At 49.3% G+C, this 12459-nt stretch carries 12 protein-coding genes; 5 read left to right on the forward strand and 7 right to left on the reverse strand.

Annotated elements, in window-relative coordinates; translation table 11 throughout:
- Nucleotides 1-44: 44 nt before the first annotated feature.
- Nucleotides 45-1055, reverse strand: coding sequence for a GGGtGRT protein (locus LQE92_RS02425; RefSeq protein ID WP_231061413.1), 1011 nt, complete (start codon nucleotides 1053-1055; stop codon nucleotides 45-47).
- A 34-nt stretch (nucleotides 1056-1089) separates the two neighbouring features.
- Entirely contained in the window at nucleotides 1090-1782 is a 693-nt protein-coding gene (locus LQE92_RS02430) for an iron-sulfur cluster assembly scaffold protein (RefSeq protein ID WP_147597648.1), read from the reverse strand.
- A gap of 327 nt (nucleotides 1783-2109) precedes the next feature.
- Here LQE92_RS02430 and pfkB point away from each other — a divergent pair, with 327 nt between their 5' ends.
- Both pfkB and LQE92_RS02440 read left to right on the forward strand, forming a co-directional pair.
- On the forward strand, nucleotides 2110-3045 hold the full coding sequence (gene pfkB, locus LQE92_RS02435) for a 1-phosphofructokinase (protein WP_231061414.1): 936 nt from the start codon (nucleotides 2110-2112) through the stop codon (nucleotides 3043-3045).
- 19 nt (nucleotides 3046-3064) lie between these two features.
- On the forward strand, nucleotides 3065-3253 hold the full coding sequence (locus LQE92_RS02440) for a hypothetical protein (protein WP_231061415.1): 189 nt from the start codon (nucleotides 3065-3067) through the stop codon (nucleotides 3251-3253).
- 136 nt (nucleotides 3254-3389) lie between these two features.
- Here the strand turns inward: LQE92_RS02440 and LQE92_RS02445 are convergent, their stop codons facing one another.
- The 4 genes from LQE92_RS02445 to LQE92_RS02460 are packed head-to-tail and all read right to left on the reverse strand — an operon-like array spanning nucleotide 3390 to nucleotide 7986.
- Nucleotides 3390-4547 carry a YkvI family membrane protein gene (locus LQE92_RS02445; RefSeq protein WP_231061416.1) on the reverse strand — a complete coding sequence of 386 codons (1158 nt, stop codon included), beginning with the start codon at nucleotides 4545-4547 and terminating at the stop codon, nucleotides 3390-3392.
- Between the two features lie 25 nt (nucleotides 4548-4572).
- Nucleotides 4573-5985, reverse strand: a complete 1413-nt coding sequence (locus tag LQE92_RS02450) for an FAD-binding oxidoreductase (RefSeq protein WP_231061417.1) — start codon at nucleotides 5983-5985, stop codon at nucleotides 4573-4575.
- A 3-nt stretch (nucleotides 5986-5988) separates the two neighbouring features.
- Nucleotides 5989-7179, reverse strand: a complete 1191-nt coding sequence (locus LQE92_RS02455; protein WP_231061418.1) for an electron transfer flavoprotein subunit alpha — start codon at nucleotides 7177-7179, stop codon at nucleotides 5989-5991.
- A 3-nt stretch (nucleotides 7180-7182) separates the two neighbouring features.
- Nucleotides 7183-7986: an electron transfer flavoprotein subunit beta/FixA family protein gene (locus LQE92_RS02460; RefSeq protein ID WP_231061419.1), complete on the reverse strand. Its 804-nt coding sequence runs from the start codon at nucleotides 7984-7986 to the stop codon at nucleotides 7183-7185.
- Nucleotides 7987-8187: 201 nt separating this feature from the next.
- Between LQE92_RS02460 and LQE92_RS02465 the strand changes: the two genes are divergently transcribed.
- Both LQE92_RS02465 and LQE92_RS02470 read left to right on the forward strand, forming a co-directional pair.
- Entirely contained in the window at nucleotides 8188-9111 is a 924-nt protein-coding gene (locus LQE92_RS02465; protein ID WP_231061420.1) for a helix-turn-helix transcriptional regulator, read from the forward strand.
- Between the two features lie 84 nt (nucleotides 9112-9195).
- Nucleotides 9196-9954: a GNAT family N-acetyltransferase gene (locus LQE92_RS02470; RefSeq protein WP_231061421.1), complete on the forward strand. Its 759-nt coding sequence runs from the start codon at nucleotides 9196-9198 to the stop codon at nucleotides 9952-9954.
- A 50-nt stretch (nucleotides 9955-10004) separates the two neighbouring features.
- Here the strand turns inward: LQE92_RS02470 and gpmI are convergent, their stop codons facing one another.
- Nucleotides 10005-11546, reverse strand: a complete 1542-nt coding sequence (gene gpmI, locus LQE92_RS02475; protein ID WP_231061422.1) for a 2,3-bisphosphoglycerate-independent phosphoglycerate mutase — start codon at nucleotides 11544-11546, stop codon at nucleotides 10005-10007.
- A 237-nt stretch (nucleotides 11547-11783) separates the two neighbouring features.
- On the opposite strand from gpmI, the gene LQE92_RS02480 reads away from it, so the two are divergent.
- Entirely contained in the window at nucleotides 11784-12410 is a 627-nt protein-coding gene (locus LQE92_RS02480; RefSeq protein WP_231061423.1) for a GntR family transcriptional regulator, read from the forward strand.
- Nucleotides 12411-12459 lie beyond the last annotated feature (49 nt).

The following is a 12459-nucleotide window of genomic DNA, read 5'->3' on the forward strand; positions in this document are numbered from 1 at the left end:
TCAATATATTTTGCTATACTGAAAGCCCTAAAAATAAATTCCCCTTAGAATTTCCCTTCCTTCGCCGCTTCCTCAATGGCAACGGCAACGGCAACGGTCATACCGACCATGGGATTATTTCCTGCGCCGATCAGACCCATCATCTCTACATGAGCGGGCACAGAAGAGGAACCTGCAAACTGTGCGTCAGAGTGCATACGGCCCATGGTATCTGTCATGCCATAGGAAGCAGGACCCGCAGCCATATTGTCAGGATGCAGGGTACGGCCTGTCCCGCCGCCGGAAGCTACGGAGAAGTATTTCTTTCCCTTCTCTACACATTCCTTTTTGTATGTACCTGCTACAGGATGCTGGAATCTGGTGGGATTGGTGGAGTTTCCGGTGATAGACACGTCTACGCCCTCTTTCCACATGATAGCAACGCCTTCTGTCACATCATTTGCACCGTAGCAGTTTACTTTCGCTCTCAGGCCCTCGGAATAGGATTTTCTCCACAGCTCCTTTACTTCGCCTGTATAATAATCCATCTCGGTCTCCACATAAGTAAAGCCGTTGATTCTGGAAATGACCTGCGCTGCGTCCTTGCCAAGACCATTCAGGATGACACGCAGAGGGTTCTTACGAACCTTATTCGCTTTCTCCGCGATACCGATGGCACCTTCCGCCGCTGCAAAAGACTCATGTCCTGCCAGGAAGCAGAAGCACTCCGTATCCTCTTCCAGGAGCATCTTGCCCAGATTGCCATGGCCAAGCCCTACCTTACGCTGGTCTGCAACGGAGCCGGGGATACAGAAGGACTGAAGGCCCTCACCGATGGCCGCAGCCGCGTCAGCCGCTCTTCTGCAGCCTTTCTTGATAGCAATAGCGGCGCCCACGGTATATGCCCACTTTGCGTTCTCAAAGCAGATAGGCTGTATATTTTCTACCATTTTATATACATCTAAGCCGGCGGCCTTTGTCACCTCTGCAGCTTCTTCGATGGAATTGATTCCATATTCCTTTAATACAGCAAGAATCTGTTTTTCTCTTCTTTCATATGATTCAAATAAAGCCATTTTATATGATTCCTCCTAATTATAAGATTTAATATTACTCTTCTCTGGGGTCGATGATCTTCACTGCATCCGCAACTCTGCCGTACTGGCCCTTTGCTTTTTCCCATGCAGTATTGGGGTCATCACCCTTTTTGATGAAGTCGGTCATTTTGCCAAGACTTACGAACTGATAACCGATGATCTGGTCATCCGCATCCAGGGCAATACCTGTAACATAACCTTCTGCCATTTCCAGATAACGGGGGCCCTTTTTCAGAGTGCCGTACATCGTGCCCACCTGGGAACGGAGGCCCTTGCCCAGATCCTCTAAACCTGCACCTATGGGCAGACCATCTTCGGAAAACGCACTCTGGCTTCTTCCATATACGATCTGGAGGAATAATTCTCTCATAGCAGTATTGATGGCGTCACACACCAAATCCGTATTCAGTGCTTCCAGAACGGTCCTGCCGGGCAGGATTTCAGAAGCCATAGCGGCGGAATGAGTCATACCGGAACATCCAATGGTCTCTACCAGTGCTTCCTGGATGATTCCTTCTTTTACATTCAGGGTAAGCTTGCAGGCTCCCTGCTGAGGCGCACACCAGCCCACTCCATGGGTCAGACCGGAAATATCAGAAACATCCTTTGCCTTTACCCATTTTGCCTCCTCGGGGATAGGGGCAGCGCCATGGGCAACGCCCTGCGCTACTGTACACATCTTCTCTACTTCATGTGAATAAATCATGTTAAGACTCCTTTCAGAATATATGTATTCAACCGCTGGCATCCTTTCAGAGGTGGCGGAGATTACCTGGCTCCTGCCCAAGACACCATACTCTGTTTCATTTTCTCACAAAACGTCGAATTAGTCCAGTTGTTTTTTCTCTAAAAAATGTATAAACTGAAAAGATTCCCTTTCCTGCCATAATCGAATATGATAAAATATCAATAGGTGCACTTCCCATATCATCTTCCGGGGGCGGAAAGGGAACTGCATCTGTCTATGGGGCCGCCTGCCGTCCGTATTCTTCTGCCCGGCAGACGCAAGTTTGAATCAGATTGGAGAGGTAATATGATAGTTACGGTTACGATGAACCCGGCCATCGACAAGACCTTGGATGTGGAAAACTTCACCGGGGGAACCATTCACCGCGTGACAAAGGTCATCCAGGATGCCGGAGGAAAAGGGATCAATGTATCAAAGACCATTCATGCCCTGGGAGGCGAAACGATTGCCACTGGTTTCCTGGGAGGGAGTTCCGGGCGGATGATCGAGCATGCGCTGGATGAATTACATATCGAGCATCAGTTTGTATATATTGAAGGTGAGACCCGTACCAATGTAAAGGTCGTGGATACGACGAAAAAAGGGTTCGTCACAGAATTCAACGAACCCGGTCCTATGGTCACTCAAAGGGATATCCAGACTCTCACGGAAACGCTGGAGCTCTATGCAGGACCTTCCACCATATTCGTTTTTTCCGGCAGTGTCCCCGCCAGTGTCGACAAAGATGTCTATGGTTTTTTGACGCGGAAGCTCCGGAAGCGCCAGTCCACAGTCTTCGTGGACGCTGCAGGGCAACTGCTGGAGGAAGCCATAAAGGCAAAGCCTTTTTTGATCAAGCCAAACGCTTATGAGATCACCCGGTACTTTAACCTGTCCGAAGACGTGTCCGAGGAAACATTGATCGACCTTGGCAAGGAGCTTCTGGCAAAGGGAGTCAATACCATCGTCATTTCCAGAGGGCAGGACGGCGCCATTTTCCTGGATCATCAAAGGGCCTTTAAAACCAACGGTATCCAGGTACAGGCCCACTCTACCGTAGGCTCCGGCGATGCGATGCTGGCCGCACTCGCCTATGGGCTGGACGCCGATATTCCATATGAAGACTGCGCGAGACTGGCCATCGCTACCTCAGCCGGCGCCTGTACCACGCTCGGTACCAAGCCTCCGGCCAGGGAACTTGTGGATGAACTGGTCAAGGATGTCTTAATCTATCCACTGTGACCATAAGGAGAAAGAAACCATGAAGAAGAAATTTATCGCTGCCATGAAATATGTGAGTCCTGCAATTATCATAATCGTACTGGTGCCCCGTTTCTTCGGGATGAACCTTCCCGGCTGGTTGAATTTATCCCTTCTCTTTGCCGGAATGGTGCTGTGCATCATTGCCATTCTGCTGGAAAAAAAAGAGAACAAAAATACCAATACCTGAAAGTTCAGCATGATAAAAGGCGTATCGTTTTCACAACGATACGCCTTTATTGTTTTTGCCTTTGAATACCTTTCAAACAAACTTATTTCTATAACTACATGAGGCAGGAGGATTCCAGAAAGTGTTTTGTACAATACTATTTCGTACCTTTTACCTTGGTATAAACAGCGTGAACCACAAACGGGATTCCCACTCCGATCAAGGTTGCATATCCCAGATAAGAATATCCCACCTTCACCAGGGGCAGCAGTCCAAACTGGGCAATGCCGAATGCCAGAAGCGTGAAAATCAGAGAAGCTGCTGTACTCCTTGCCATATGGCCCTTTTTTGCCTCTTCGGTGCTCTTTTTCCGCTCAACCGCATTGACGGTCCTTGTCACAATCCCGGCAATCATATTTACTCCTGTGGAGACCGCGCCGAGGATGATCAAAATAGAGATGACAGGCGTCAGGAATGACGCGCCTACTCCGTTCTGAACAAGCAGGAGCATGGGAACAGAAGCATCCTTAAGCCCGCTGTTAAAAGCGATCGCCGCCATGCCCACCACAGCTAACATCATGGTTATTGTATTTACAAGGAACATATAGACGGCAGATTTCGTCACCTGCTTTTCATCTGTCAGCGGCTCAGTATGCTGGTACATTAAACCGATGGATGCCAGTTGGAAAAGGAAATACACAATGGCTGTCCAAAGCGCGCCTCCAAAGCTTCCGCTTTCCTTGGAGCAGACCGGCAGGGCACCCTGGGCCATCTGTCCTACGGAATCTGTAATGGTTCCCCATTGTGCTACAATGTTGGGAATCAGGACCACCAGCAGCCCGATGATAATGATCACAGATAAGGTGGACGCGCATTTTCGCACGATCTCCGTACCATAGAGAGCAATCACGAAGATAAATGCGCCGATTATCAAGGTACATGCCCAATAGGGAATGCCAGTCAGTGTATTCAGCGTGGAACCGCCCGTGGCAAAGGCAACGGCCGGAGCCAGACAGATCAGCATGAGATAGACGATCTCATACAAGTTGGAAAATATCACACGGTATTTTCCATAGAAGCTGTCGGAAAATCTGCGGTAATCATATGTTTTGTGACGGTATGCGTAGCGAAGGCCATACCAGAAAAACAGCGCCAGTAAAAACTGGGCGATAAAGGGCATGAGAAACGCCCATATGCCATAGTTCATAAAATATTGATAAATCTGTGCGCCGGATGCAAATCCTCCTCCGAACTGGGTGGTAAATGCTACAAAGGCCACACCTATAGCCAGGGGCATTTTCTTTTTGTCTATCATCTCGTCTTCTCCTCTTTTCAGCTGATTATTTAATCTCCACTACTTTTCCTGGATTTAAGATCCATTTGTCATCAAAGGCCTGCTTGACCGACCGGAAAAGCTCATACATCCTCGTACCGATGAAATCCTCCAGATATGCCAGCCGTCCGTTCCCAATGCCGTGTTCTCCGGACAGCTGCCCTCCCAGTTCTCTGCTCTTGGCATAAAGCTCTTTCAGGCACGCCTGCGTGTTGGTCTCCCACTCTTCATCGGTCATCTGGTTCCGCAGCATCTCCGTGTGGATGTTTCCGTCGCCGGCATGGCCGCAGACAATGACACGGATCTTATATTTCCTTCCGATGGCCTGGGCAGCCGTCACGAATTCGGCTATCTTGGCCCTGGGGACCACCACGTCGCACTCTTCCTGAGCCTCGCTGTCCGCTTTCATTCCTTCCAATATGGCCGCCCGGACAGACCAGACAGACCCAATGCGTTCCGGAGTATTGCAGATCTTCACGTCCAGTGCTCCTCTTTCCATGGCGATTTCCGCCGCCAGCTCACATGCTTCGTTCACCTCTTCCCTGGAAGCGCCGTCGTACATGACGATCAGATAATCACTGCCCTCCCGGACCGGAAACGGCTTATTCAGACAGCGTTCCACTATCTCCATCAATTCCTTTTCCACGAATTCAATGGCAGTCGGCACAAAAGCTGTCTGCAGAAGCTCCGGCACGGTGCCGATGCAGTCTGCGATGTTGTCAAAAGCCAAAACAAGCGTCTGCGTCACCTTCGGAGCGGGGATCAGTTTCAGCGTCACTTCCGTAAGAATACAAAGGGTGCCTTCAGAGCCGACGATCAGATCCTTGATATCGTATCCCGTGGTATTCTTCACCACATTGGAAGAAAAATTTACTATGGAGCCATCGGGCAGCACTGCTTCCAGGCAACGGACATAGTCCCTTGTCACGCCATAGCGGACCGCCCGCATGCCGCCCGCATTGGTGATGACCGTTCCGCCGATGGATGCCGTCCTCTCGCCGGGATCAGGCGGATAAAACAGCCCCGCCTCTGCCGCCGCTTCCGCTACCTCTGTAAGCAGGGCCCCCGGCTGAGCCGTAACGGTCAGGTTCTGCCTGTCCACACCGATAATTTTATTCATCTTCATCAGGGAGAGCATGATCCCTCCATATTTACAGGTCGCGCCGCCGGCCAGCCCCGTTCCGGCTCCCCTGGCCGTGACAGGGATATTCTTTTCATAAGCCAGCTTCATGACAGCTGACACTTCTTCTCTGTCAAGAGCCTCCACATAGAGATCCGGCGGAAAAATCCCGTATTCCGGCATCTCATCGTGGTAGAATTCCTTCTGTATAGCTTCTCCGGCCACCACCCGCTCCGGCGCCGTCACAGATTTTATGTATGTTATATCTTCATCAGTCAATTTATTATATGGAAATGGCATACTCTACTCCTTCCCTTCTGCACGGATCTTCCTGATCAGCTCCGGCACTACCCGGCACAGATCATCCACGACGCAATAATGGGCTATGCCGAAGATCAGTGCTTCCGGATCACTGTTGACGGCAACGATACATTCTGAACCATTCATACAGGAAGTGAACTGGATCGCCCCGGACACCCCGCAGGTAATGATCAGCTTCGGCTTCACAGTGCGGCCTGAAAGCCCGATCTGATGGGCCGTATCTCCATATCCGGCTTCCACCATCGGTCTAGTAAAGCACAGCTGCCCTCCCAGCACTTCCGCCAGCTCTTTCACCATGGCTATATCCTTCTCACTCTTCACTCCCCGTCCCGCGACTACGAGAATCTCCTCTTCCTCAATGGACTTGCTCTTTCGAACCGGGGCAATTTCCGTGACCGTTATCCGTGAGCGCACCAAATCTTCGGAAACTGGACATACCACAACCTGTCCTTTCGGTTCTTCCACTTTCTTCGCAGAATCCATGACCTTATACCGGACTGTGGCAAACTGCGGCCTGGAATTGGATATGACGATCTGTGCCATAATATTTCCGCCGAACGCAGGGCGGATCTGAACAAGGTCCGTATTATCCTTCATCTCCAGCTTCGTGCAGTCAGCCGTCAGACCGGTATGGAATCTGGTAGACAGTCTGGGGGCCAGCGACCGCCCCAGGGGAGTCGCACCGATCAGGACGACGGACGGCTTTTGTGCGGCAATACAGTCGGCTACCGCATCGGCATAGCAGTCCGCCTTAAATCCATAAAAACCGGGATGCTCATAAACGAATACCTTATCCACTCCATACAATAAAAGGTCCTCGCCATTTTCCCTTGTCCCTTCCCCACCGGTCAGGACTACATTCACTTCATAGCCCGCTTCTTCTGCCAGACGGCCTGCCTCACCGATGAGCTCATATACCACAGGATGGATGCGGTCGTTTTCCTGTTCTCCGTAGACCAGGATACCGTTCCACTCTTTTTTGTCCACCGTACCGGCTTTCTGTTCAAACCTGATCGCATTCTCCGGGCAGCCCTTTACACAGACTCCGCACATCCTGCACGCTTCATTCACGGCGATTCCGTCCGCTTCCATGGTCAGCGCCAGAAATGGACATTTTTCCACACAAAGTCCGCACAGATCACAGCGGTCTGAATCAAATTTCAAAAAATCCATATCTTATTTTCCTCCCGCCTGCAGGAATTTTGCTTTTTTCAATACCTCATACAGTTTCCCGGCTTTTTCCTCCGGAGTACCGTCCACATAGATTCGGGAAGCCGATTTTTCCGGAGGGAAAATGCGCTCCACCGTGGTGGGAGAACCAATCAGCCCATATCTGGTCATATCCTGATCCGGCAGGTCCTGAAATGTCATAAACCGGACCGGTCGTCCTTCTGCAGCCTTCTTCAGCTTCCATGAAGGAAGCCTGGGCACCACCAGATCTTTATCCACCGTGATCACGCAGGGATAGTTCATTTCCGATACCTGCGTGACCGCAGAAAGCTTCTGCCGCACCCTTATGTAAGTATCCGAAGCCTCGCAGATTTCTCCTGCCCAGGCTGTATGCGGCAGATGCAGATGTTCCGCCAGAGCCGGCCCTATCTGGGCAGTATCGCCGTCTGTCGTCTGTTTTCCGCACAGGATGAGATCAAACTCTCCCAAAGCCGTAATTCCCTGTGACAGCGTGTAGGAGGTAGCCAGGACATCAGATCCTGCAAATTTTTTATCAGACAGGATAACTGCATGGTCAATCCCCATGCTGTAAGCGTCTCTCATCATTTCCTCTGCCTGAGGCGGCCCCATTGTCAGAGCTGTCACTGTCCCTCCCAGCTTTTCGCGCAGGCGGAGAGCCGCTTCCAGCGCAAACAGATCATAGGGATTTGTCTTACTTTCAGACCCCGCCCGTTTCAATGTGCCGCTTTCCGGATCTATTTCCACATTACTGGCAGCCGGCACCTGTTTGATACATACGACTATCTTCATAACCATGCCTCATTTCCATGTGTTTCTGTCATTTGGCGCCGCAGCGCTTTCGCACATTGCAACGCAAAACTTCAACGCGCCATTTTGATAAACAACATGGTTTGAATTATACTATAAAATCATTTATCCGTCTACAAAAATTTACTATTATGTTATACTGTTTATACCGCATTTGTTTATGACAGATTAAAGGAGCAGAACATGCAGATAAACAGACTGTTTGAAATTGTATATATCATGCTGGACAGGCGCCATATTACCGCAAAGGAGCTGGCCCGGCAGTTCGGAGTATCCGTCCGGACCATCTACCGGGACATCGATGTCCTCAGCTCTGCGGGGATTCCTCTGTACACTGTGCAGGGATCCCGCGGCGGAATCTATATGGACGAACATTTTAAATTCAGAAATTCCCTTCTGACCGACGAAGAAAGAAACCAGATACTGATCGCTCTTCAAAGCGTCATGACGACTGAAGAGCTGGAAACATCACGTCTTCTGTCGAAACTCAGCGGGCTGTTCCAGATAAGGCATACAGACTGGATCGAAATTGATTTTTCCCGCTGGGGGAGCAGGCGCCGGGATAAAGAATATTTCCGACTGTTAAAAAATGCGGTCCTCGGCTGCTCCGCCGTCAAAATGAACTATATCAGCTCATATGGAAGCATTACAGACAGATATATTTTCCCCGTTAAGCTGGTGTATAAATCCAGAGCATGGTATGTGCAGGCTTATGACAAAGGCCGGGAAGCATACCGAACCTTTCGGATCAGCCGGATAATGGACCTGGAAATGTCATCGGACACCTTCGAAAAGGGAGACCTCCCGGCACTTCCGGAAATAGAGCAGTCAGATTCTTCTCCCGTCACCCTGGTCCATGTAAAACTCAGATGTTCTCCACATCTGGGCTACCGCCTGTATGATGAGTTCGATCCTGCCGCTGTCGCTCAGGACGAAGACGGCAGCTTCCTGGTAACTGTCTCTCTTCCGGAGGATACCTGGCTGTATGGTTATCTCCTCTCCTTCGGATCCGGGCTTGAAGTGCTGGAGCCTTTATCCGTTAAGCAGATGCTGGTAAAAGAAGCGGGAAAAATTCAGTCCACTTATGAAAAAGAAGTTAAAAAATAGCAGGTTTTCCTGCAACCTGACATAATGTTGTCAGCTTGTATATGGTAACATAGACATACTAATATAAAATAAGGAGAACCCCCTATGAAATTTATCACCGTGAACCAGGACAATATAAAAGACGAACATATCTGCTGCTGCATCTCCGATAAAAAAGGAGAAAACTGCGTATCTTCCAAAAAAGCCTGGATGGAAGAACGATTTTCGGACGGGCTGGTCTTCCTCCGACTGAATGCAAGGGGAAAAGTCTTTATCGAATATATCTCTGCCGAGTACGCATGGTGCCCCATCACTGCCGACGGCTATATGCACATAAACTGTTTTTGGGTATCCGGCCAATATAAGGGAAAAGGATACGCCAATCAGCTTTTAGAGCTCTGTATCCAGGATGCAAAGGCAAAGGGCAAGTGCGGCCTGACCATAATCGCTTCCGAAAAAAAGAGAAGCTTCCTGTCGGACCCGGACTACCTGAAATACAAAGGGTTTTTAACCGCCGACTCGGCCATGCCCTTTTTCGTCCTTTACTACCTGCCCTTTACCGACGGCGCTCCTGTCCCCAGGTTCAAAGATACCGCTAGGTCTGGTAAGATCGAGGAGCAGGGAATGGTACTCTATTATTCCAATCAGTGCCCACATACGGAAAAATACGCACCGCTCATAGAGAATATCGCAAAAGAGCACGGGGCTTCTATTTCTCTTCATAAAACAACGGCTGCAGAACAAGCGCAGAATGCCCCTACGCCGTTCCCGACCTACAGTTTCTATTACAACGGAGAATTCATAACGAATGAAATTTTTGGAGAAAAGAAATTTGAAAAATTCCTGCGGGAACATGGTCTGTAACAAAATAAAAAGGCGTCTGTGCCGGCACAGACGCCTTTTCATTTCTTCTCTTATTTCTTTATAAGCAGTGACTTTCCAGTCATCTCCTCAGGCTGCTTCATTCCCATCATCTCAATGAGCGTGGGGGCGATATCCGCCAGGCAGCCGCCTTCTCTCAGGGTATAATCCGGATCATAATTCACCAGGATAAACGGAACCGGATTTGTCGTATGGGCAGTAAAGCTTCCGCCATGCTCATAATCGATAAGCTGTTCTGCATTTCCATGATCCGCACAAATAAACATCTGGCCATCCACTTCCTTTATGGCTGCCACCGCTCTTCCCACACACTCATCCACGGCTTCTACCGCTTTTATGGCTGCTGCTTCAATGCCCGTATGGCCAACCATATCAGGATTCGCAAAATTGATAATGATCACATCGTATTTGGAAGACCTGATTGCCTCGACCAGCTTGTCGCACACCTCATATGCGCTCATCTCCGGCTTCAGGTCGTATGTGGCCACCTTAGGTGATTTCACCAAAATCCGGTCCTCTCCCTTATTTGGCTCCTCGACACCGCCATTGAAGAAAAATGTGACATGAGCATATTTCTCGGTCTCGGCAATCCTAGCCTGGGTCATATTATGGGCAGCCAGGTATTCTCCAAAGGTATTGGTGATCTCCACTTTATGGAATGCCACCAGCTTATTGGGAATCGTCACGTCATATTCTGTAAAGCACACATACGTGGTCTTGATCCTCTCTCCCCTGTCAAAGCCGGTAAACGCATCATCACAGAAAGCTCTTGTGATCTCTCTTGCCCGGTCGGGACGGAAATTATAAAAGATGACCGAATCTCCATTTTGGATAGTTGCCACAGGCGCTCCGTTTTCCATGACCACAGAAGGAAGTACAAATTCATCATTCACTCCTTCATCATAGGATGCCTGGATGATTTCCACCGGATCCGTGCCGGTTTTTCCTTCCCCCTTTGTCAGAGCCCGGTATGCGAGTTCCACTCTATCCCAGCGGTTGTCTCTGTCCATCGCGTAATAGCGGCCGCTGACAGACGCGACCTTTCCTACTCCGATCTCCTTCATCTTTTCCACCAGCTCCGCCACATAATCCCTTCCGGATGTGGGAGGCGTATCACGGCCATCCAGGAAGCAATGTACATAGACCTTAGTAAGGCCCGCCCGCTTTGCCAGCTCTAAAAGGCCGTAGATATGGGTATTATGGCTGTGCACGCCGCCGTCTGAGACCAGCCCGTAGAGATGAAGGGCGGAATCATGTTTCTTACAATTTTCAACTGCCGCCTTAAAAGCTTCATTTTTAAAGAAATCTCCATCCTGGATCTCTTTTGTGATTCTGGTGAGTTCCTGATATACGATACGTCCGGCTCCCATATTCAGATGCCCAACCTCGGAATTTCCCATCTGGCCCTCTGGAAGGCCGACTGCCATACCGCTGGCATTTCCTTTGACAAAAGGGCATTCCGCTTTCAGCCTATCAATCACAGGAGTATTCGCTTCATAAACAGCATTGCCGTCCTTCCTGTCATTCAAACCATAGCCGTCAAGAATCATTAACACTGTGGGTCTTTTACTCATTGTTTTTCTCCTTTTAAAATCATAATCTCCCAAAATGAGAGGTAAAGTACTCGTATGTTCCGGGGAAAGGCATCACAGATACTCTTCCAATTCTGAATTGTACTCTATTTTCCTTTCCTGCGCAAGACCTGAAGCAAAATTTCCCTCCCGGTTTTCTGGTATCTGTCCGCTTCATTGACAAACACCCGGCCCTATTTTATAATTTACATATTAACCTGAAACTCATGAGGGATAAACATGAACAATAACAATACCAGCATCAAAGAACACATCTACCGTTCTCTGCTGAAGGATATCATAGAGGGAAACTACAGCCCTGACCAGGTGCTCAACGAAAAGAATCTGATGGAACGGTATCAGGTAAGCCGCGCTCCGATCCGGGAAGCCCTGGTGGAGCTCTGCAAAGAGAAGGTGCTGTACAGCATCCCTTATTACGGCTACAAGATTACGCCGCTGACCGAACAGGATATCTATAACGTTAAGACATACCGATGTATCCTGGAATGCGGCTTCATGTCGGAATGCTGGCATAAATTCACTCCCGAAGCTCTTTCTGCTCTGGAAGACCTTAAAAATTCCCAGCTAAAAAATGGCGTCAGACAAGAGGCCATCCGGCACTGGAATGACAATATCGACTTTCATCTGGCATTTTTCCGTATCTATGAAAATGACTATGCATACGAAACACTCCGTTCCGCCATGTCCATGCAGACCAGAGCTTATGTCCAGATCAGGATGATCCAGCGGCACTCCCCATTTTTTGAGGAGACCTCCGTTTTCCACAGCTCCATCCTGGAGGCGGTAAAACGAAATGACAAGACTACCGCCGTCAGCCTTATGCGGTCAGATATCATGAGCATATAATGCTTCATACAGCATATACAAAAATGTAAAAAGGATGTTCGGAAAACCA

The organism is Lientehia hominis, assembly GCF_021044755.1.
In the GTDB taxonomy this organism is placed as follows: Bacteria; Bacillota; Clostridia; order Lachnospirales; family Lachnospiraceae; genus Lientehia; species Lientehia hominis.

Excerpts from the sequence above, each read along its gene's own strand:
- LQE92_RS02480 (WP_231061423.1), top strand. The coding sequence starts at position 11,784 with ATGAACAATAACAATACCAGCATCAAAGAACACATCTACCGTTCTCTG.
- LQE92_RS02430 (WP_147597648.1), bottom strand. The coding sequence starts at position 1,782 with ATGATTTATTCACATGAAGTAGAGAAGATGTGTACAGTAGCGCAGGGC.
- LQE92_RS02460 (WP_231061419.1), bottom strand. The coding sequence starts at position 7,986 with ATGAAGATAGTCGTATGTATCAAACAGGTGCCGGCTGCCAGTAATGTG.
- pfkB (WP_231061414.1), top strand. The coding sequence starts at position 2,110 with ATGATAGTTACGGTTACGATGAACCCGGCCATCGACAAGACCTTGGAT.
- LQE92_RS02450 (WP_231061417.1), bottom strand. The coding sequence starts at position 5,985 with ATGCCATTTCCATATAATAAATTGACTGATGAAGATATAACATACATA.
- LQE92_RS02470 (WP_231061421.1), top strand. The coding sequence starts at position 9,196 with ATGAAATTTATCACCGTGAACCAGGACAATATAAAAGACGAACATATC.
- LQE92_RS02455 (WP_231061418.1), bottom strand. The coding sequence starts at position 7,179 with ATGGATTTTTTGAAATTTGATTCAGACCGCTGTGATCTGTGCGGACTT.
- LQE92_RS02440 (WP_231061415.1), top strand. The coding sequence starts at position 3,065 with ATGAAGAAGAAATTTATCGCTGCCATGAAATATGTGAGTCCTGCAATT.
- LQE92_RS02465 (WP_231061420.1), top strand. The coding sequence starts at position 8,188 with ATGCAGATAAACAGACTGTTTGAAATTGTATATATCATGCTGGACAGG.
- LQE92_RS02445 (WP_231061416.1), bottom strand. The coding sequence starts at position 4,547 with ATGATAGACAAAAAGAAAATGCCCCTGGCTATAGGTGTGGCCTTTGTA.
- gpmI (WP_231061422.1), bottom strand. The coding sequence starts at position 11,546 with ATGAGTAAAAGACCCACAGTGTTAATGATTCTTGACGGCTATGGTTTG.
- LQE92_RS02425 (WP_231061413.1), bottom strand. The coding sequence starts at position 1,055 with ATGGCTTTATTTGAATCATATGAAAGAAGAGAAAAACAGATTCTTGCT.